Source organism: Victivallis sp., assembly GCF_048170485.1.
Classification (GTDB): Bacteria; Verrucomicrobiota; Lentisphaeria; order Victivallales; family Victivallaceae; genus Victivallis.
The window spans coordinates 1-19,368 of the sequence record NZ_DBEXAY010000070.1 but is presented as its reverse complement, the minus strand read 5'-3'; the positions used below and the strand labels follow the sequence as shown (position 1 = coordinate 19,368).

General features: G+C 61.8%; 17 protein-coding genes. 5 read left to right on the top strand and 12 right to left on the bottom strand.

Translation table 11 applies throughout. The features are described 5' to 3' along the window. Positions 1 to 249: 249 nt before the first annotated feature. Complete coding sequence (locus ACMLHG_RS03735; RefSeq protein WP_295811215.1) at positions 250 to 1,119, bottom strand: AraC family transcriptional regulator; 870 nt, start codon at positions 1,117 to 1,119, stop codon at positions 250 to 252. A gap of 88 nt (positions 1,120 to 1,207) precedes the next feature. Here ACMLHG_RS03735 and ACMLHG_RS03730 point away from each other — a divergent pair, with 88 nt between their 5' ends. After that, positions 1,208 to 2,344 (top strand): Gfo/Idh/MocA family protein, encoded by a 1,137-nt coding sequence (locus tag ACMLHG_RS03730; RefSeq protein ID WP_417169601.1) that lies wholly within the window; start codon positions 1,208 to 1,210, stop codon positions 2,342 to 2,344. A gap of 59 nt (positions 2,345 to 2,403) precedes the next feature. Here ACMLHG_RS03730 and ybeY read toward each other — a convergent pair whose 3' ends face one another. The 10 genes from ybeY to ACMLHG_RS03680 all read right to left on the bottom strand — a co-directional run bounded on the left by ybeY (position 2,404) and on the right by ACMLHG_RS03680 (position 11,881). Next, the gene (ybeY, locus tag ACMLHG_RS03725; RefSeq protein ID WP_294434156.1) at positions 2,404 to 2,886 is read right to left on the bottom strand and encodes an rRNA maturation RNase YbeY; all 483 of its coding nucleotides are present in this window, start codon (positions 2,884 to 2,886) and stop codon (positions 2,404 to 2,406) included. Then, a complete protein-coding gene (locus tag ACMLHG_RS03720; RefSeq protein ID WP_417169600.1) occupies positions 2,828 to 5,224 on the bottom strand; it encodes an HD family phosphohydrolase in 2,397 nt (798 codons plus the stop codon). Before ACMLHG_RS03720 ends, ybeY begins: the two co-directional genes overlap by 59 nt. A 3-nt stretch (positions 5,225 to 5,227) precedes the next feature. Next, positions 5,228 to 6,196 carry a PhoH family protein gene (locus ACMLHG_RS03715; protein ID WP_417169599.1) on the bottom strand — a complete coding sequence of 323 codons (969 nt, stop codon included), beginning with the start codon at positions 6,194 to 6,196 and terminating at the stop codon, positions 5,228 to 5,230. Between the two features lie 90 nt (positions 6,197 to 6,286). Next, entirely contained in the window at positions 6,287 to 6,850 is a 564-nt protein-coding gene (locus ACMLHG_RS03710) for a LysM peptidoglycan-binding domain-containing protein (RefSeq protein WP_417169598.1), read from the bottom strand. Between the two features lie 184 nt (positions 6,851 to 7,034). After that, positions 7,035 to 8,288: a beta-ketoacyl-ACP synthase II gene (gene fabF / locus ACMLHG_RS03705; RefSeq protein WP_294434151.1), complete on the bottom strand. Its 1,254-nt coding sequence runs from the start codon at positions 8,286 to 8,288 to the stop codon at positions 7,035 to 7,037. Between the two features lie 191 nt (positions 8,289 to 8,479). Continuing rightward, positions 8,480 to 8,719, bottom strand: a complete 240-nt coding sequence (locus ACMLHG_RS03700; RefSeq protein WP_116884920.1) for an acyl carrier protein — start codon at positions 8,717 to 8,719, stop codon at positions 8,480 to 8,482. Between the two features lie 169 nt (positions 8,720 to 8,888). Further along, on the bottom strand, positions 8,889 to 9,641 hold the full coding sequence (gene fabG / locus ACMLHG_RS03695; RefSeq protein ID WP_294434150.1) for a 3-oxoacyl-[acyl-carrier-protein] reductase: 753 nt from the start codon (positions 9,639 to 9,641) through the stop codon (positions 8,889 to 8,891). A gap of 38 nt (positions 9,642 to 9,679) precedes the next feature. Beyond that, entirely contained in the window at positions 9,680 to 10,594 is a 915-nt protein-coding gene (gene fabD / locus ACMLHG_RS03690; protein ID WP_417169597.1) for an ACP S-malonyltransferase, read from the bottom strand. A 69-nt stretch (positions 10,595 to 10,663) separates the two neighbouring features. Further along, positions 10,664 to 11,638 carry a serine/threonine protein kinase gene (locus tag ACMLHG_RS03685; protein WP_417169596.1) on the bottom strand — a complete coding sequence of 325 codons (975 nt, stop codon included), beginning with the start codon at positions 11,636 to 11,638 and terminating at the stop codon, positions 10,664 to 10,666. An 87-nt stretch (positions 11,639 to 11,725) separates the two neighbouring features. Continuing rightward, positions 11,726 to 11,881: a small basic protein gene (locus tag ACMLHG_RS03680; protein ID WP_294434145.1), complete on the bottom strand. Its 156-nt coding sequence runs from the start codon at positions 11,879 to 11,881 to the stop codon at positions 11,726 to 11,728. Between the two features lie 169 nt (positions 11,882 to 12,050). Here ACMLHG_RS03680 and ACMLHG_RS03675 point away from each other — a divergent pair, with 169 nt between their 5' ends. Then, a complete protein-coding gene (locus ACMLHG_RS03675) occupies positions 12,051 to 13,439 on the top strand; it encodes a bifunctional metallophosphatase/5'-nucleotidase (RefSeq protein ID WP_417169595.1) in 1,389 nt (462 codons plus the stop codon). 27 nt (positions 13,440 to 13,466) lie between these two features. Continuing rightward, positions 13,467 to 14,747 carry a 3-phosphoshikimate 1-carboxyvinyltransferase gene (gene aroA, locus ACMLHG_RS03670; RefSeq protein WP_417169594.1) on the top strand — a complete coding sequence of 427 codons (1,281 nt, stop codon included), beginning with the start codon at positions 13,467 to 13,469 and terminating at the stop codon, positions 14,745 to 14,747. On the opposite strand, the gene ACMLHG_RS03665 is transcribed toward aroA, so the two are convergent. Beyond that, positions 14,728 to 16,410 (bottom strand): 2-isopropylmalate synthase, encoded by a 1,683-nt coding sequence (locus tag ACMLHG_RS03665; RefSeq protein WP_417169593.1) that lies wholly within the window; start codon positions 16,408 to 16,410, stop codon positions 14,728 to 14,730. The two genes, aroA and ACMLHG_RS03665, sit on opposite strands and share 20 nt — an antisense overlap. 524 nt (positions 16,411 to 16,934) lie before the next feature. Here ACMLHG_RS03665 and ACMLHG_RS03660 point away from each other — a divergent pair. Both ACMLHG_RS03660 and ACMLHG_RS03655 read left to right on the top strand, forming a co-directional pair. Beyond that, positions 16,935 to 18,290, top strand: coding sequence for a hypothetical protein (locus ACMLHG_RS03660; RefSeq protein WP_417169592.1), 1,356 nt, complete (start codon positions 16,935 to 16,937; stop codon positions 18,288 to 18,290). A 125-nt stretch (positions 18,291 to 18,415) separates the two neighbouring features. Further along, positions 18,416 to 19,051, top strand: a complete 636-nt coding sequence (locus ACMLHG_RS03655) for an IMP cyclohydrolase (RefSeq protein WP_294434137.1) — start codon at positions 18,416 to 18,418, stop codon at positions 19,049 to 19,051. Positions 19,052 to 19,368 lie beyond the last annotated feature (317 nt).

Below are 19,368 nucleotides of genomic sequence, written 5' to 3'. Positions count from 1 at the left end.
GAAGAAACAGCAGCGCTGCAACAAAGAAACTGACCGCAGCTGTATGCAGAATTTTGCGCCATTTTCGTTTGAAAAAGTCCATCACAAAGAAAAGACCGTTATTTTCCATATCCGTTTCGATTCCCGTTTTTTCTGGTTGATTTTATTCTGGTTTTATTAATATAGATGCGTCGCGCCGGGATTTCAACGTCTTATGGAAAAAACACCGGAGGTTGCCAATTTTCGGGAGGCGGCGTTCGTCCGTCGATTTCAACGGAGCCGGAAGAGATTGGAATCCCGCCGATAGCGTTCCGGCGAGACCCCGAACAGCCGTTTGAAGCGCCGGCTGAAGTGATAGGGGTCGACATAGCCGCACCGTCCGGCAATTTCCGCCACCGTTTCCCGGGTGGAGAACAGCAGTTCTGCGGATTGGCGCAACTTGAGCTCCTCCAGGTAGCGCTTGGGGAGCATCCCGGTGTGCCGCAGAAAGTTGCGCCGGAATTGATCCATGCTCAAATTGCACAGTTCGGCGAGTTCGGCGACGGTCCACCACTTTTCCGGCTGCGCCTTGATGAGCGCAATCACTTCGCCGATGGGGGAGCTCTCTTCCCGTCGCCGGTGTTCGAAATACAGGTCGGTCAGCAGCTGCTGCAGCAGAATGTTCGCCTTGATCTGAGCCGGGGAGGAGGGGTCGGCGATCAGCTCCGCCAGCGCGGGAATCCGCCGCAATGGACCAAGTTCGTACACTCCGGTCCGGATGATTCCAGTCCGATGCAGCAGGTCCGCCAGCGGCCCGGTGAAACGGATGGAGTCTTCGATGTAGGGTTTGCTGTCGCTTCCCCCGTAGCGGTGCAGGTCGCCCGGCGCGATCAGGACCGCTTCGCCGGGGTGGAGGGGGCGCTCCCGCTCGCCCGGTTGCCAGAACTCCCCGCCGCCGTCATAGAGGTGGGAGAGGGAGTAGAATTCAAACTTCCGCTCCCGGCACTGCCGGAATCCGCCGGCCGGTGAACTGCACCCGACGGAGGCGTTGATGATCCAGAATCCGTAGTTGCGGTGCAGTTCCGGCGTCCGGCTGACGATCCGGTGGATCACCAGATCGGGGGAGCTGTAGTCGAATTCGATTTTTTTGTCATTAGGCATGCTGTTTTTTTCCATTTCGGAATATAAATTCCGCTGTATACTATAACACAAGGATCCAGTTTTATCAACAAGGCAAGGAGAGTGGATCATGGGAAAACAATTCGGTGTCGCCGTGCTCGGCACGGGAAATCGGGCGCGTTATGTGGTCAAAAATCTGCTGCGGGACTCCGGCGGCGCCGTCCGGGTGGTATCCGCTTTCGATCCCGACCGGGAGCTGCTCAAGGAGACGTTGGGCAAGATCTGGGAGACGCCGGATGCCCTGGCCGCCGCTTCGGCGGAAGAGGCGATTCATGCCCCCGGTGTCGACTGGGTGATGGTCTTTTCCCCCAACTCCTGCCACCGGGATCACATCCTCGCCGCCTTCGCCGCCGGGAAGGATGTCTTCTCGGAGAAGCCGCTGGCCACCACCATCGAGGCGTGCAAAGAGATCTCCGACGCGCAGAAGAGGAGCGGGCGGGTGTTCGCCACCGGATTCGTCCTGCGCTATGCACCGATGTACCGCCGGGCGAAGGAGCTGCTGGATTCCGGCAGGTTCGGGCGACTGCTCCTGATTGAGGGCAACGAGAACATCGCACCGGATCATGGCGGTTACATCATGTGCAACTGGCGAAGGCTGACGAAGTTTGCCGGACCGCACATTCTGGAAAAGTGCTGTCACGACCTGGATCTCATCAACTGGTTCTGCAACTCGCTCCCCTCCCGGGTTGCCGCGTTCGGCGGCCGCGACTTCTTCAAGCCGGAAAACAACTTCCTGATGGAGAAGTACGGCGAGAAGACCTTCAAGAGCTGGTGGGATCCGCATGCGGAGAAGACCCCCTTCACCGACGATACCGATCTCATGGACAATATGGTTTCCATCGCCGAGTTCCGCAACCGCATCCGGGTCACCTTCACCGCGACGATGAGCAACGCCATCCCGGAGCGGCGGCTCTCCTTCGCCTGCACGGAAGGAACCATGAAGCTGGATCTTTACAGCAACCTCCTCCGCTACCGCCGCCTCGGCGACGAAGGGGTGACCGAGCTGAATTTCTCCGGCGACGGTCACGGCGGCGGCGACAGCTACATTATGAAGGAGCTGTATGAAACCATGTCAAAGGGGGGTCCGCCGAAGTGCAGCGGGCAGGAGGGGCTTCGCAGCGCCGTCTTCGCGCTGGCGCTCGACCGCGCCGCTCAGACTGGTGAGCTGGTCGATCTGGAGCCGATCTGGGATTCCCTCGGCGAATAGCTGTTTCAGAAAAAATTCCCCGCGACTTTTCCGGTTTCTCCCGGTGTCGCGGGGATGTTTCATGCCGGGAAAATGGCGGTGAAATCGAACTCTCCAGCCAGGGCGGAGAGCACTTCGCGCTCCCGGCGGCGCATCCGTCGCCGCGGTCCGGGCGAGAGATCGTCTTCGCCGGCGGAGTGGAGCAACCCGTGAACCAGATAGAGCGTCACCTCGCGGGCGTAACTGGAATCGGCGCGCTTTTCCCCCTCGCGGCGGGCGGCGTCCAGACAGATGATCAGTTCGACGGCCGGATCCCCCGGAAACAGTCCGGCGGGGTCGTCGAAGTAGCTGAAGGTGATCACGTCGGTGGTTCCCTCGTGCCCGACAAACTCTTCGTTCAGCTGTGCCATGGAGCGGTCCCCCACGAAGCGGATTCCCAGATCCCAGTCGAAATCATCCGGCAGGCCGGCCAGCGTTGCGGCGCGCCGGGCGAGACGGAGAAGCTCACTTCGATTCGGCCGGGGGTACCGCCTGGTCTCCCACGAGAACTGCAGGTTCTTCATCTTCCTCTCTCTGCTCCCGCTGATAGGCGATTCTTCCATGCTTCATGCTGATCAGCGTGTTGATGAAACTCTGCCGGACCTTTTCCAGTTCGGCGAGAGTGATGTTTGCCTGATTGAGCTGACCGTCTTCGAACCGCTTCTGGAAGATGCCGTTCACCACCGCTTCAATTTTGGCGGCGGAGGGCTTGTCCAGGGACCGGCTGGCGGCTTCGCAGGCATCCGCCAGGCTGATGATCGCCATCTCCCGGTCCTGCGGCGGCCGCCCGGAGTAGCGGAACTGGGATTCCAGAACCGGCGCGTTGCCCCCCTCCCGCCGCTTGTCGGCGAGCGCCTTGGCGTAGAAGTAGTGCACGAGGTCGTTGCCGTGGTGCTGTTCGATCGCGTCGCGCACGGTCCGGCACATCCGGTACTGCCGCGCCAGCGCCAGCCCCTCCTTGACGTGGTCGCGGATGATGATGCTGCTCATCTGCGGATTGAGATTCAAGTGCTGGTTGGCGCTGTCGAGGTTGTTTTCGGTAAAATACTGCGGCATGGCGAGCTTCCCGATATCGTGGAAGAGCGCTCCGGCTTTGGCCTTGAGCGGATTGGCACCGATCGCCCGGGCCGCATCCTCGACCAGCGTGGCGACCATCAAACTGTGGAAGAATGTGCCGGGCGCCTCCCGCTTGAGCCGTTCCAGCAGCGGGTGGTTGTAGTCGCAGAGCACCATCAGCGCCATGTTGGTGCTGACGTTGAAGACGATCTCAAAGAGGAAGGTCAGCACCAGCGCGAGAATGGCGGTCAGAAAGGCGTTGCCGATTGCCAGCGAGGCGGCACCGCTGAGCTGGTGGAGAAAATCGGTGTTCTCCCCGAGCAGCAGGTTGAAGTTCAACACGAAGGTCAGCGGAAACACCGTCGCGACAATCCGCAGAAAGTAGGAGCGGTAGTCGGTCGCGGAGCGAACCGCCAGACCGGCCAGCGAAGAGATCACCATCCCCTTGAGCGCGAGGTCGAACGCCCGTTCCGGCACCACCATCATCGCGGTCATTGAAGAGATGAAAAATCCGACGCAGAGCGCCACCCGGTAGCCGAAGATCACCGCCAGCAGCACCGAACCGAGCGCAATCGGAATCGCGTTGACCACCAGCGCGCTGCTCAGGTCGCGGCTGGCGCTCACCCCCATGTTGTAGGAGAGGATCGCGCCGAAGTTGACCAGCATGGAGATGATGACCACCAGCCCGATGAGCGAGATCCGCTTGTTGGCCCGCACCACATCCGGATGGAGGTTGTAGAGGTAGAAAGCGGCGAAGATGATGAGCACCAGGCTCCAGATCATGTTGTGGCTGAGCAGGGCGATTCCGATGTCGATGGTCACGCTCTTTTTTTCCTCTTCGCGGTGGACCTGCAGTTTGTCCTTGAGGGACGGGGTGACGATGTCCCCTTTGCTGACCAGAAGTTCGCCTTTGGCGATTTTGTGCGGAACCGCGGGAACGGCCGCCGCCGCCTCTTCGCGCACGGTCCGGGTGACCGCGTCGTCAAAGTCGAGGTCGCCGCCTCTGCCGATCAGTTCGGCGGCGATGCGGATGAACTCCGAACGCATGGTCTCCGGGACGGCTCCCTGTTCGGGCGGGAAGACGTTCTTCGCCAGCTCCGCCGCCGCGGAGGCGTTGTCCCAGAGATCGGTGACGGCCCGCTCCTGGAGCCGCCGGTCTCCGACGGTGATCACCCGGATGCGTTGGCCGACGTTGCGGGCGGCCTTGTCTTCCGTGCCGATGATCCCCTGACGGACGATCATGCGCAGCCGGTTTTCGAAGTTGCCGAACCCCTCCTGCAGCTGGCAGAATTTGCCGAGCTCCTCGAGCAGAGGCGGCTGCACCGTCGCCGCCAGACGGGAGGGCAGGGAATCGGGATCCGGGGTGTATTTCTTTTTGTCCCGCTCCTGACGGATTCTCTGTTCGACCGCCTTGAAAAACGCGTTGAAGTTGCGGAGGATCTGTTCGGAGCGGAGGGTGTTCACCCGGAAGAACTCCGGCTGCCGCTCCATCGCCGCCTGGCGGGCGCGGTTGAGTTCCTCTTTGTCGATGTAGTTGAACTCGCAGGAGGCGTGGATTGTCCGGGTCGCCTCCTGGCCGATCACCCAGCCGGGATCGATGTTCTGCTGCAGCGCCGAGAGGGTCATCAGAACCGAACTCACCACCCAGACCATCACCAGAATGAAGATGGCCGGCGCGGGCGAGCGGTCGATCGTGTTGGCAAACGAATCCCAGTCTACAATGCGGTGCGGGTTGATGATCCCCTTGCGGCGGAGTTCGCGCCGCGCCTGGTAGCGTTCATACATCATGCGGAGCCGGTTGAACATTGCTCACTCCTCCTTGCCTGGCGCGGGGTCGGATTGATACGCGAGAATGATCTTCTCCAGCAGGGCGTGGCGCACCACGTCGCCGGTTTCGAAAAAGGTGAAGCCGATCTCCGGAATGCCGCGCAGATGGGAGATGGCGTGCCGCAGACCGGAGTTCTCTTTCGGCCCGAGATCGGACTGCGAGGGGTCGCCGGTGATCACGCAGCGGGAGTTGAAGCCCATCCGGGTCAGAAACATCAGCATCTGCTCGACCGTCGTATTCTGCGCCTCGTCGAGGATGATGAAGGCGTTGTTGAGCGTGCGCCCCCGCATGAAGGCCAGCGGCGCGACCTCAATGATGTTGCGTTCCAGCAGCGAGGAGACCTCGTCGAACTGCATCATATCGTAGAGGGCGTCGTAGAGCGGCCGCAGGTACGGCATGATCTTCTCTTCGAGGCTGCCGGGCAGAAAGCCGAGGTTTTCTCCGGACTCCCGTGCCGGACGGGTCAGAATGATCCGGGTGACGTTCCCCTTGAGAAATTCGGAAACCGCCATCGCCATCGCGAGGTAGGTCTTGCCGGTCCCTGCCGGGCCGATGCCGAACACCATATCCCGCGAGCGCATCTGCCGGACATACTCCAGCTGCCGGCGGGAGCGGGGCAGAACTTCCCGCTTTTTCGGGCTGACCGCGATGCGTTCGTTCCACAGCTCGTGCAGATCTCCCTCTCGGTGATCGCGGAACGAGCGGCAGAGAAACTCAAAATCGCGCGTCTCCAGCTGCCGTGAACGCAGTTCGTAGAAGCGCGCCAGTTCCGCCAGCAGATTCTGAACGCGCTGAACCGCTTCCTCTTCTCCGTGAATTTCGACCCAGTTCTCCCGGGCGACGAGCCGGACGCCGAAGAGATTCTGCAGATAGCGCAGATTCTTCACCTCATCTCCGGCACAGGCGGTATGAAGCGTCAGCCCTTTTTCAAAATAAAATCGACTTTCCATGCGTATCAGCGATCTGGTAAAACGAGTCAAGAGCGGCACCCGGGAGGATCGATCCCGTGCGCCGCTCCCGGTGGTCCGGCGGATTCTTCCTCAGAGCTGCGGAATCTGCAGCTTCATGCCGGGGCGAAGCGCATTCGGATTGGCAAGCTGCGGATTCGCCTTCAGAATCAGATCGTACCGGGCGCCGTTGTGATAGAACTTCTTGGCGATGAAGGAGAGCGTGTCGCCGGGCTTCACCACGTAGACCACGCCGCCTTTCGCCGTGTCGGCCGCCGGTTGCTTCTCTTCGGTCTTCGCCGGGGCGGTTTCCGGGACGATCACCGTTGCCTTCTCTTCGGCGACTTCGACGACGACCGGATCATCCGCCGGAGCGACGTCCGCGGCGTTGACGGCCGGGAGCTGTTCGGTCTCCTCGACGGCTTCCCCCTCGTTCGCCGGTTGCTGCCGCTCCTGTTCAAGCAGGTTCGGGGAGACTTTGTCGGCGATCGCGGGCGGAGCGGTGCGGGATGGGCGGAAGCCGGAGTAACTGCGGTCGACAAACTGCTCCCAGTACTCTTCCTGCGTTCCCGGTTTTACCTGTGCCAGATCCGGCTGGCACCCCGTGACGAAAAGCGCCAATGCAACACCCGACAGACTCCATGCGAGAAATTTCATCGTATTGCCTCCCTTGTAACAGGATCTCCTCCGGTTTCTGCCCGGGGGCGACCCCAGTATCCACACTCTCAATAAATATACTCCGATAGTTTCGTAAAAACAAATCGTCGAAGCAAAAAAACGCAAAAGAGGCCGTCCCCGCTCCCGGGAACAGCCTCTTTCAGAGAAAAACGGATATCGGATTTTACCGGAACTTGCGGAAAATCACCACTCCGTTGTGCCCGCCGAAGCCGAGGTTGCTGTTGAGCGCAACCTCCACCTTGCGTTCCCGGGCGGTGTTCGGCGTGATGTCCAGGTCGCACTCCGGATCCGGCGTCTCGTAGTTGATCGTCGGCGGAATGATTCCGGTCTCGATCGCCTTGACGCAGGCGATGGATTCCAGCCCGCCCGCGGCGCCGAGGCCGTGACCGGTGGTCCCCTTCGTGCTGCTCACCGACACCTTGTAGGCGTCTTCGCCCAGCGCGCCCTTGATCGCCATGGTTTCGAACTTGTCGTTCAGCTGCGTGCTGGTGCCGTGGGCGTTGATGTAGTCGATCTCATTGGTGCCCAGCCCGGCGTGACGCATCGCCATCCGGATCGCCCGCGCGCCGCCGTTCCCGTCGGGAGCGGGGCTGGTGATGTGGTAGGCGTCGCCGGTGGCGCCGTAGCCGACCACTTCCGCAAGGATGTTCGCACCGCGCTTCTTCGCGTGTTCCAGCTCTTCGAGGATCATCACGCCGGCGCCTTCGCTCATCACGAATCCGTCACGGTTGAGGTCGAAGGGGCGGCTGGCGTGCAACGGATCATCGTTGCGCTGGCTCATCGCCTTCATCGCGCAGAACCCGGCCACGCCGAGGGCGACGACAGAGGCTTCCGCACCGCCGCAGATCATCACATCGGCGTCGTCGCGTTTGATGCACCAGAACGATTCGCCGATCGAGTGGCAGCCGGTCGAACAGGCGGTGACCAGCCCGAGGTTCGGGCCGCCCGCACCGTAGCGGATCGAAATGTTGCCGGAGGCGAGGTCCCCGATCATCATCGGAATCAGCAGCGGAGAGATCTTCCCCGGTCCGCGTTCGATGAGCAGCTTGTCCTGTTCGCTCATCGTGTGCAGGCCGCCGATGCCGCTGGAAACGATCACACCGACCCGGTTCGGGTCGATGTTGCTGCCGCGCAGCTCTTTCGGGAGCCCCGCGCAATCCATCGCCTCGTCGCTGGCCGCGATGGCATACTGGCAGAAGAGATCCAGCCGTTTGGCCTCTTTCGCCGTCATATATTTGGTGACGTCAAAATCTTTGACCTCACCGGCAATCTGCGTGCGGTATTCCGACGCATCAAAGCGGGTGATCCGGCCCAGGCCGCACCGGCCGTTGACCAGGGAATCCCAGAAATCCGGTACATTGTTGCCGACGCAGGACACCACGCCGTAACCGGTAACCACTACCCGTCGATTGTTCATACCTACTTCATTCTCCATATTCCGGCGCGGACGCCGTATCTGCAACCGCTCCTCCACCCCTGCCGGAACGGAGAAGCCGGCGGATTCTCGTCATGAAAACGGGCCACCAACGTACAGTACGATGAGTGGCCCGCATCAACGACACCGCTCCGGACCGTAGAGTCACACGCAGTGCCGACCAGAGAGAGAACTTACTCCTGGCTCTTGCTTTCGACGTATTTGATCGCGTCGCCGACGGTGGTCAGCTTTTCGGCATCTTCATCCGGAATGTCGGAGCCGAACTCTTCTTCGAGCGCCATCACGAGTTCCACCTGGTCGAGCGAGTCGGCGCCGAGGTCCTCGATGAACTTGGCTTCCGGAGTCACCTGATCCTCGGAAACTCCGAGCTGTTCGACGACGATCTTTTTCACTTTGTCAGCAACAGAAGACATTTTTGGCATCCCCTTTTCTTGGTTTATCAGTTCTCAATGTCGTTTGCTTTTTCCATTTATCAGCATAGCTTCACATAATATGCCGCCAAAAACGGAAAAAGTCAAATATTTTTTGAAATAAAGGCGAAATTTTTTGTATTTCCGGCCCGTTTCGAGCCGGAAATTCCTCTTACATCAGCATGCCGCCGTCGACGTTGATCACCTGACCGGTGACGTAGTCCGAATCCGGCGAGCAGAGGAAGTAGACCACATTGGCCACATCCTCGGGCCGGCCGCCGCGCTTGGCCGGAATCACCGTCAGGAAGGCGTCGCGCGCCTCCTGCGGCAGCTTGGCGGTCATGTCGGTCTCGATGAAGCCCGGCGCCACCGCGTTGGCCTGGATGTTCCGGGTGGCGAACTCCTTGGCGGTCGTCTTCGCCAGAGCGATCACGCCGGCCTTGGAGGCGGAGTAGTTCGCCTGCCCGACATTGCCCATGCGGCCGACGACCGAGGCGATGTTGACGATCTTGCCGGCGCGCTGTTTCATCATCGGCCGGACCGCGGCCTTGGTGAAGTTGAAGGTGCCCTTGAGGTTGACGGCGATCACCGCATCCCACATATCTTCGGTCATCTTGAGCATCAGGGTGTCTTTGGTGATGCCGGCGTTGTTGACCAGAATGTCGAGCTTGCCGAAGTCGGCGACGACGGCGGCGACGGTCTTTTCGGCGTCTTCGAACTTGGCCACGTTCGCGGCGTAGGCGCGGGCGTTGACCCCCGCCGCCTTGAATTCATCGGCGGTCGCCTGCGCGACGTCGAGCATGATATCGACGATCGCGAGAGCGGCGCCCTCCGCGGCCAGCCGGGTGCAGATCGCTTTGCCGATGCCGCGGGCTCCGCCGGTGACGAGGGCCACCTTGCCCTCCAGACGTTTTTCCTGACTCATTTCCTCTTTCCCTTCCTTAAATCGTTTCGTTCTGGGGTTCACAGTTCGATGGCGTCGAGCGTTTCGACGCTGTTGACGTTGATGCCGCGGATCTCCGGGAGTGTCCGGCGCAGCAGCCCGGTCAGCACGTTGCCGGGGCCGAATTCGATCATCGTGTCGCCGCCGGCGGCGACCATCGCGCGCACGCACTCCTCCCAGCGGACGGAGCCGGCCACCTGCGATGCGAGATTGTTCCGCAGTTCGGTGAGGTCCTTCGCCGGAGCGGCGGTGAAGTTGTGGTAGACCGGAACCGACGGCAGTTCGATCGGCGCGGTGGCCAGAACGTTGACCAGCGCATCGCCGGCGGGTTTCATCAGCCGGGAGTGGAAGGCGCCGGCGACGTTGAGCAGGATCACCTTGCGCATTCCGCGCGCCTTGAGTGCATCGACCGCGGCGGCGAGTTTGCTCTTCTCGCCGGAGATGACGATCTGGCCGGGGCTGTTGTAGTTGGCGACGTCGATGCCGCATTCGGCGCAGACTTCGCGGATTGCCGCGGGATCACCGCCGAGGACGCTCGCCATGCCGCCGGAGGTGCTCCGGCAGGCGGCGTCCATGAGTTCGGCCCGGCGGGCGAGCAGCCGGAGGCCGTCGGCAAAGCGGAAGGCGCCGCCGGCGTAGAGCGCGCCGTATTCGCCGAGGCTGAGCCCGGCGCAGGCGACCGGCTTGACGTCGGGGAATTTCACCCGGAATGCGGCCAGCGCGGCGCAGCTCATCGTATAGATGGAGGGCTGGCAGAAGCGGCTTTCGGTCAGTTTTTCGACGGGGCCGTCGAAGATGATGGAACTCTGGTCATAGCCGAGTACGGAGTCGGCTTCTTCGAAGAACGCCCGGGCTTCCGGGCAGGCGGCGGCGAGGTCCTTGCCCATGCCGACCGTCTGGGCTCCCTGTCCTGAAAAAACAAAAAACGGCTTCATGCGGTCTCCTTTCCGATTTTGCAGAAACGCCATGATAATGCGTTAAGGTAACACCGGATTGCCGATTTTTCAAGAAATTCCGTCGTGATTAATGATCGAGAGCTGTTCGGCGAGGGAGGCGATTTCCCGCCGCCAGAAGGAATCCGACCCCCAGTCGGGATTGCGTTCGCGGAAGTTCCGGTCGCTGCGCTGGCGGGCGTTCCAGTCCAGAAAGTAGATCATCCGCATGGCGCGGAGCAGTTCGATCTGGTCGAGACTGCGGCGGTCGAACTCCCGCAGTGACTCGTAGCCGCGCAGCAGAAGTTCCAGCTCGCGGGTGCACTCTTCGACCGGGCCGGGCAGCAGCAGCCAGAGATCCTGCACCGGCGGGCCGGTGAGCATGTCGTCGAAATCGATCAGCATCAACCCTTCGCCGGGGCGTTCGAGGACGTTCCCCTTGTGGCAGTCGCCGTGGAGGCGGATGCGTTCCCCATCCCGGAATTTCGCCAGCAGGACCCGGAGGATCGCCTTCAGCACGGCGGAGAGTTCGTCGAGGGAGCGCCCTTCGGCCACGCCGGAGCTCAGCAGCCGCGCTGTTTCCGACAGGGTGTTTTCCCGCGGGGCGAGGATCTCCCGGTGCGGCGCCGGGCGGGCGGCTCCGACGGTGTGGACGCGGGCGAGCAGGGCACCGAGCCGGATCCAGAGTTCGTCCTCTCCCTCTTCGAGGGCGCGCCCCCACCGCTTGGGGAAGACGGCAAAATAGATCCCGTTCTCCGTTTCGCCGAGCGTGGTTCCGTTCGCCAGCCGGAGCGGGGCGACGACGGGAATCTCCGCCGCTTTGCATTCGAGGGTGAAGAGATGCTCTTCGAGCAGGGCGTCGCGGCTCCAGCGGCCGGGGCGGTAGAATTTCAGAATGAACCGTTCGCGGCGGCAGCTCTCCATCTCGTAGACGCGGTTGATGTAGCTCGGCAGCGGCAGCAGCACGCCGGAAAAGCGGCGTTCGAGCGCCCGCTCCGCCGCGGCGAAGATGGTGTCGGGGACCAGGGTGTCGAACTTGTTCTGCATCGATTCTCCTCCGGCGGTGTCCCGCCCGGAAATGCAAAAGGCGCGGCAGCGGTTGCCCGCTCCGCGCCTCCCGTTCCCGGCGGCAGCTTAGATTTCCACCGGTTTGGTCTTCGGCAGACCGAGGACTTTGTCCTCCTTGATCCGGCCGTCGGCCAGCAGGACGTTGATGCGCTCATAACGCTTCATCACATTGCGGATTTTGCGGATCTTGCCGCCGACGCGGAGACTCGGATGCTGAGACATTTGACACCTCGTATGTTCTATATTGATTCAATATCTCGTCAATTACAAGCGATAACGTCTATTAATATGGACCCGTTTCTTCCATCATGCAAGTCCGGAATTGCAAAAAAAACGAGTTTTTCGGCTTTGCGGTTGAAAAAAGGGGGCTCCGGTGTTATGTTGAGTGACTATGAAATGTTTCGCAATTCTTCTTGCCGCGCTTCAGCTCTTTCTTCTTGCCGGCGCGGAGCTTGAAATTCTCTGCACCGCCGATCTTCACGGACGGCTGGAGAAGATGCCGTCGCTCGGCTCCGTTCTCCGCACCGGCGGCGCGGAGGCGTTGCGCATTGACTGCGGCGACACCGTGCAGGGCAGTTCGATCTCGCGCCACAGCAATGGGAAAGGGATGATCGCCCTGCTCAATCTCTTCGGGTACGACGTCTGGGTGCCCGGCAACCACGATTTCGAATTCGGGCGCGACAACCTGCTCGGGCTCGTGCGCTCCTTTCAGGGCGCGGTGCTCGCCGCCGACTGGAAGGAACCGGCGGCCGGAAAATGGAAGCTCTTCGAACGGAATGGAGTTCGCTGTGCCGTCATCGGCATGACCGACCCGAAGATGGCGCAGCGGGTTCTGCCGGGGAGCGGTCTGGAGTTCCGGGGGGCGTACTCCGCGCTGAGCGCGATCATGCCGGAGGTGCGCGCCGCGCGGCCCGATGTGGTGGTGCTCGCCTGGCACAACGGGCTTTACAGTTCGGTCGGCGCGCTTTCCGCATTTCTGCGCGATTTCCCCGAAATCGATCTGGTGCTCGGCGCCCACAGCCACGAGGAGCATCCGGGGGAGCGGGCCGGGCGCGCCTGGTATGTGCAGGCCGGTTCCCACGCCGCGGCCGTCGCCCGGATCCGGGTCGAGGTCGATGACGAAACCCGCAAGATCCGGAGAATCCGTTCCGAACTGCTTCGTCCGGTGCCGGAGAAGGTGGATTCCGAGGCGGTCCGGTTGCTTGAGCCCTATCGCGCCGCCTGGCGCGCGGAGGCGCTTCGCCCGTTTGTCCGGTTGAGCCGGCCGTTGCGCCAGCCGAAGGAACGGGAGTACGATTTCGCGTTCGGGAAAACCGGCTGTGAAGCGCTCCGGCGGGCGACCGGGGCGGAGGCCGCTTTCTTCGCCGTGCGGAGCGGAGATGGATCCATCGGGCCGGAGGTGACGCGTGACGCACTGTTCCGGCTGATCCCCTACGAGAACCGGGTCTGCACGATCGAACTCTCCGGGAAGGAGCTTCACCGTTTCGCCGAAGAGCAGTTCGCGCTGGCAAAGCGGTGGAAGCGGATTCCGAGATTCACCGACGTGACGGTTTCGGTCAGCCGGGCGGGGAAGGTCACCGGTGTGAAGGCGCCGGAGCGCCTGACGCTGGCCCTCTCCGATTACGCGCTCGTCTCCAGCCGGGTGTTGAAGCCGCTGCTGACGGAGCCGGGGCGGAGGTGGAAACTCTTTCCTTTTACCGAACGCGAGGCGCTCGAGCGCGAGCTGCTGCGTGTCGGGCAGCCGCTCCCGCCGGGCGGAAATGGTTCTTTCGATGATTAATTCTACAAACAGGATGCGTTGAAAATTATGGATTTGAAAGTTGTTCCCTCCAGAATCCGCGGTTCGATCGCGGTCATCGGGTCGAAGTCGCACACCATTCGCGGCATCACCGCCGCCCTGCTGGCCGAAGGAACCAGCACCCTTGTCGCACCGCTGGAATCCGCCGACACCCGTTCGACGCTCACGGCGGCCTGCCGTCTCGGCGCGACGGTGAAGGAGTTGCCCGGCCGCTGGGAGATCACCGGCACCGGCGGGCGGTTCACCGATCCCGGGTCGCCGCTCGACCTCGGCAATTCGGGAACCGGATTGCGGATGCTCACTTCGGTGGCGGCGCTCCAGAATTTCCCGATCGGATTTGACGGGGATTCGTCGCTCCGCACCCGGCTGATGTCCGGACTTCTCTCGGCGCTGGAAAAACTCGGTGCGAAGGTGGAGTCGCGGGGCGGGAAGTGCCCGTTCCGGATTTCCGGCCCGCTCCACGGCGGCGCGACGGAGGTGGACGGCACCACGTCGCAGTTCCTTACCTCGCTGCTCTTTGCTTTGCCGGTGCTTCCGGAGGATTCGACGATCGATCTGGAATTCCTGCATGAGAAGCCCTACGTCGGCATCACGCTCGCCTGGCTCGATGCGCTCGGCATCCGCTGGAGCGGCAGTGAGGATATGCTCCACTGGCGGATTCCCGGCGGGCAGAAGTATCACCCCTTTGAACGGGTGATTCCGGCGGACTTCTCCACCGCGGCCTTTCCGCTGGTCGCCGCCGCGGTCGCCGGGGAGGGGGTGGAGATCCGCAACCTCGACTTTGACGACGCGCAGGGGGACAAGCAGGTGTTCGCCCTGCTCGAAGAGATGGGCGCGAAAATCCGCCGCGACGGGGAGCTCTTTGTCGAACCGGCATCCGGAAAACTTCAGGGCCGGACGCTCGACCTCAACGCCACCCCCGACGCCCTGCCGGTGATGGCGGTCGCCGCCGCACTGGCCGACGGGGAGACGAGGCTGGTCAACGTGCCGCAGGCGCGGGTCAAGGAGACCGACCGCATCGCGGTGATAACGGCGGAGCTGACCAAAATGGGGGCCGAGATCGAAGAATTGCCTGACGGCATGGTGATCCGGGGCGGCTCCCTGCACGGGGCGAAGGTCCACAGCCACGGCGACCACCGGATCGGCATGGCGCTCGCGGTGGCCGGACTTGCCGCCGAAGGGGAGACGGTCGTCGGGGAGATCGAGGCGGCCGAGGTCACCTACCCGGATTTCGTCCGGGATTTCCGTGCCCTCGGCGCCGATTTCGAACTTATTCCGGAAAACGATTGAGGGCGTTGACCATCGCGGTGATGGCCGCGATGTTGACGTTCTCGTGAATTCCGGCGCCGTAAATCACCTTGCCGTCGTCGGTTTTCAGACCGATGAAGGCGATGGCGCGGGCATCCGAGCCGCGTCCTAGCGCGTGTTCGGAGTAGGCCTCCACCCGGAACGGCGGAACTGCCGGGCAGCGGCGGAGTGCCGCGGCCGCCGCTTCGATCGGGCCGCCGCCGGTGCCGATGACCGCGTAGACCGAACCGCCCGCCTTGAGCGCGAGTTCGACGCCGGTCTGGTCGATGCCGGTCGGCGCCGGGCGCTGGATGCGGAAGTTCTTGAGTTCAATCCGGCCTGACGGTTCGACGAATTTCTCGAGAAAGATCCGGTGAATGTCCGGCGCGGCAAGTTCGCCTCCGGAACGTTCGGCCTCCTGCTGGACCGCCGCCGCAACCTGCGGCTGCATCGCCTTCGGCACCTCGATGCCGTAGACGTTCTCCAGAACGTAGGCGACGCCCCCTTTGCCCGACTGGCTGTTGATGCGGATGAGTCCGTCATGACTGCGCCCGACATCCCGGGGATCGAGGTGCAGATAGGGAACCTTCCACCCCTGATGGAAGGTTTCGGCGATCGCCTCCTGCTGGGCCAGCCCCTTGCGGATGGCATCCTGATGGGTGCCGGAGAAGGCGGTGAAGACCAGCTCGCCTGCGTAGGGGGCGCGGGGGTGAACCGATATGCCGGAAACCTCTTCGATGAATTCGACGATTTCGGACAGACGGCGGAAATCCAGCCCCGGCTCCACGCCGCGCGATTTGAGGTTCAGCGCGAAGGTGACCAGATCCATGTTGCCGGTGCGTTCGCCGTGGCCGAGGAGGGTTCCTTCGACCCGTTCGGCGCCGGCGAGCACCGCCATCTCGGCGGCCGCGACCGCGCCGCCCTGATCGTTGTGGGTGTGGACGCTGAGCATGGTCCGCTCCATCGCCGGGTAGCGCCGCACGAACGCCTCGACCATGTCGGCGTACTCGTAGGGCGGCCGGCGCTCCACCGTCTCCGGCAGGTTCAGGATGAAGTCCTCCTTGCCGCGGCTCGCCCACGCCTCTTCGACGGCGGCGGCGAGGTCGACGACGAAGCCGAGGCGGCTGTCGCTGAACTCCTCCGGCGAGAATTCATAGGCGATGCGGCCGCGGAGCCCGGCGGATTCCACCGCGTCGCGGATCTGCCGGGTGCTCTCGACCGCCATCTCGGTGAGCTCCTGCTCACTCTTGTTGAAGACGAAGCGGCGGTGGAGTTCGGAGGTGGCGGCGTAGCAGTGGATGGTCGCCCGGTCCACGCCCCGGATTGCCTCGATGGTGCGTTCGATGAGGTCGGGCCGCGCGGCGGTGAGCACGGAGATCCGGACATTCTCCGGAATCTGCCCCTCTTCGATCAGCTGCCGGAGGAAGGCGAACTCCTCCTTCGACGCGGCCGGATATCCCACTTCGATCTCCCGGAATCCGATTTGAGCGAGCATCTGGAAGTAGCGGAGTTTGGCCGCCACATCCATCGGGCGGATGAACGCCTGGTTGCCGTCGCGCAGGTCGACCGACGCCCAGACGGGCGGAGCGGTGATGCGGCGCGACGGCCACTGTCGGTTTTCGATTTCCACCGGATCGGCGGAACGGTATTTCGGATACTCTGCCATGATGAAATTCTCCTTTATCTCTCAAAATGATGAAACCGCTGTAACGAAATGAAAATGCTTGCGGGGGGAAGAGCTCAACTTCCGGACCTTGCGGATAAGAGACGGTTCTCCCTCTCGTGGTTCACGCCGGCGGAACCGGAATGCAGGAAGAAGAGGATGGTGCTTGCAACCTGCTCAGGCGCGGCCGGCGCGAGTAAGTCGAAGCGACAGGAGGGCGGATACGGCAGCGGCAACCGGACGATGACCGCCGATTCCCGGATTCACACTGGTTGTGATGCTGACTCTCATATCTTTCCTCAAAATTGATAACATTTCTTAAAATAGATGAATTTTCCGGAAATGCAAGAGAGGGGGAGGAAAAAATATGCTTTTTCTGGAGTTGAAACCTGTTCTGGGGAGGGATCGATTAGAGAGAGGCCATGGAGGGGAGGATCATGCGGCGGGGAAGGATATCCGTGAAAATTTTCCATTCCGCCATTGACTTCGTCAGATGCCGGATTACATTATCCGGGAAGAGATAACAGATGAAATGGAGGCGAAACTTGGTCCGGATGCAGGAAAAGAATGTCGCGCTTCGCAACTTCCTCCTCGACCGGGTGGAGAGCGGGCAGTGGCCGAGCGGCGCCAAGCTCCCCGGGGCGCGACAGCTCGCCGTTGAAGCGCAGTGCAGTTTCACCTATATGCAGTCGGTGATCGAGAGTTTGGTTCAGCAGGGGGTGTTCGTCAGCATCTCCCGCAGCGGGACCTATGTGTGCGAGCACTGGCGTCGCCGGTTGCTGCCGGATACGATCCGGCTCTTTCTTTCGCAGTCCCGCGACCGGAGCCGGACGGGGCGGGAATTTGTCTCCTCTCTGAGAAGCCGTTTCCCGGATCTGCGGATTGTCACCGGATTCGAGCGGGCTGCGTTCGAGTTCCGTGTCTCCTACGATCTGTTGCAGAACCATCGTGACTACCTGGATCTTGCGCCGTATTTCCGGAAATGTTTTCCCGATTCGTCGCAGTTTTGCGAGGAGGCGTTCGCGCCCTATCGGTTCGGCGGAGAGCTGTGCGGGCTGCCCATTCGGTTTTCCCCGCGGGTGGTGGTGTTCAACCGCCGGATTTTCGCGGAGTGCGGCTGTCCGGAGCCGCGGCCGGAGTGGAGCTGGGAGGAGTTTCTGGAGTGCATCCGGAATCTCCGTCGCCGGCTGCCGTCGGAGGCTGTGCTGCCCTATCCCAGCCTGCTGTTCGATTTCTTTGCGATCATCAGCAGGTTCGGCGGATGCTTTCTCGACCCGTCGGAGAGGGATCCGGTGCGGATCGACTCCCCCGCCACGGTTCGTGCGGTGGAGGAGTATTGCCGACTGCTGGAGATTCTGGGGCCTCCGAAATTCCGCTCCGCCGGCAATGGACCGCCGCCGGAGGCGTTGCTGATTCTGACCCGGCAGGAGATCACCCAGCTTTTCCCGGACGAGGATGGGAGCGCATTCGGGGCGGTTCCGCTCCCGCTTCCCGAAAACGGGCGGCGGATCAATGTGTACGGCGTGGAGCTGCTCTGTGTGCGCAACGAGTGTACGGACTCCCGGAGGATTGAACAGATGGTGAGTTTTCTGCTCTCGCCCTCTTTCCAAAATCAGTTCGGGCGCAGCCGTGACGGGATTCCGGTGCGCCGCAGTTCGGCGAAGATGAGCCTTGCCGGGGATGGGCCGTTCGACGCGCTTTTCCGGCGTGAAACGGGGTGTCCGGCGGCCAATTACCACCTCTATTCTCCGGAACTCTGCCGGCTGGCCGGCAATGCCATTAAACTGCTGACTGTCACGCCGCGGAAAGAGGTGCGTGCGTTTCTCCGGAGCTGGGCGGATGCGTTCCGCTTTCTCCTCCGCTGCGATGGCCTGCACCGTTGATTCCAGGGAACGGTTTTTCGGGGAATCTTGCCGATTTTTCCGGTTTCGGATTTGATTTCGGCTGCTTGCTGTGGTCTCTTATAGGAACGTCATTCTCAATTTGCAACCAAAAGAGGTTCTTTACCATGTATCTCGGCAGAATCGTCGCCATCGGCATGACTCCGGCGGGCAAGGCCGCCGCCATGTATCGTGTCTCCTCCCGCAGTTTCCCCAACCGCGAGGCCGTGCTGATCGGCGGCCAGGTCGCGATCCTCCCCCGGGCGGGATTTGAATCCGACCTGCGGAAAAATCCCTACATCAGTTACAATTGCATCCGCATCGCCGGCGAGTGGGCGGTCGCCACCAACGGTTCGCAGACCGACCCCATCGTCGAAAAGATCGCCATGGGGATTCCGCCCCGCGACGCCATCAGCCTGGGATTGCTGGCGATGGATTATGAGAAGGATTCCCTCGACACCCCCCGGATTGTCGCGGTTGTCAGCAACAAAAAGCCGGTCGGTTATCTCGGAATCATTCGCAAGGACGCGCTGCTGGTGCGGGAGTTCCCGCTGGTCCCCGGCGAGGTCCGTTATCTCTCTACCTACGAGAAGAACACGCCGAGCCAGCATCAGGTTACGACCGGGTTCGACGGGGTCTGCGCCGAATGCGCCGCCTCCTACATTGTGAACGGCGGAATTTTCGCCGATTTCACCAATCCGGTGACCAGCGCCGCCGCGGTCGCCGACGGGGATGGTTTTGAACTTGCGGTGAAGGTGCTGTAAACCGCACGGTTCCGCATCGGCCGGCAGCGTCTCTCCGGTTCCCGGGTTCCGGGGAAAGGGGGGAACGCTGCCGGTATTGTTTTTGTAACGGAACTGCTTCCGGGGCAGAAAAAATTCCAGTTTTATATTTGCAACTTCTTCCGGAGGAATCTATATTCCCTGTATTACGGGAAAAGGGAAAGATACCATGTATAGGTGACAAGCAATTGTCGGAGTAGAAAAGAACTCCTTTGTCGAGTAACTTTGGAAATTTACTCAAACCAAATTACCGAAAAAGGAGCTCAAAAATGCAGAGAAAAGGTAGTGCCATTCGCAGT

Coding starts and splice junctions, on each gene's coding strand:
- ACMLHG_RS03735 (WP_295811215.1), bottom strand. CDS start 1,119: ATGCCTAATGACAAAAAAATCGAATTCGACTACAGCTCCCCCGATCTG.
- ACMLHG_RS03730 (WP_417169601.1), top strand. CDS start 1,208: ATGGGAAAACAATTCGGTGTCGCCGTGCTCGGCACGGGAAATCGGGCG.
- ybeY (WP_294434156.1), bottom strand. CDS start 2,886: ATGAAGAACCTGCAGTTCTCGTGGGAGACCAGGCGGTACCCCCGGCCG.
- ACMLHG_RS03720 (WP_417169600.1), bottom strand. CDS start 5,224: ATGTTCAACCGGCTCCGCATGATGTATGAACGCTACCAGGCGCGGCGC.
- ACMLHG_RS03715 (WP_417169599.1), bottom strand. CDS start 6,196: ATGGAAAGTCGATTTTATTTTGAAAAAGGGCTGACGCTTCATACCGCC.
- ACMLHG_RS03710 (WP_417169598.1), bottom strand. CDS start 6,850: ATGAAATTTCTCGCATGGAGTCTGTCGGGTGTTGCATTGGCGCTTTTC.
- fabF (WP_294434151.1), bottom strand. CDS start 8,288: ATGAACAATCGACGGGTAGTGGTTACCGGTTACGGCGTGGTGTCCTGC.
- ACMLHG_RS03700 (WP_116884920.1), bottom strand. CDS start 8,719: ATGTCTTCTGTTGCTGACAAAGTGAAAAAGATCGTCGTCGAACAGCTC.
- fabG (WP_294434150.1), bottom strand. CDS start 9,641: ATGAGTCAGGAAAAACGTCTGGAGGGCAAGGTGGCCCTCGTCACCGGC.
- fabD (WP_417169597.1), bottom strand. CDS start 10,594: ATGAAGCCGTTTTTTGTTTTTTCAGGACAGGGAGCCCAGACGGTCGGC.
- ACMLHG_RS03685 (WP_417169596.1), bottom strand. CDS start 11,638: ATGCAGAACAAGTTCGACACCCTGGTCCCCGACACCATCTTCGCCGCG.
- ACMLHG_RS03680 (WP_294434145.1), bottom strand. CDS start 11,881: ATGTCTCAGCATCCGAGTCTCCGCGTCGGCGGCAAGATCCGCAAAATC.
- ACMLHG_RS03675 (WP_417169595.1), top strand. CDS start 12,051: ATGAAATGTTTCGCAATTCTTCTTGCCGCGCTTCAGCTCTTTCTTCTT.
- aroA (WP_417169594.1), top strand. CDS start 13,467: ATGGATTTGAAAGTTGTTCCCTCCAGAATCCGCGGTTCGATCGCGGTC.
- ACMLHG_RS03665 (WP_417169593.1), bottom strand. CDS start 16,410: ATGGCAGAGTATCCGAAATACCGTTCCGCCGATCCGGTGGAAATCGAA.
- ACMLHG_RS03660 (WP_417169592.1), top strand. CDS start 16,935: ATGAAATGGAGGCGAAACTTGGTCCGGATGCAGGAAAAGAATGTCGCG.
- ACMLHG_RS03655 (WP_294434137.1), top strand. CDS start 18,416: ATGTATCTCGGCAGAATCGTCGCCATCGGCATGACTCCGGCGGGCAAG.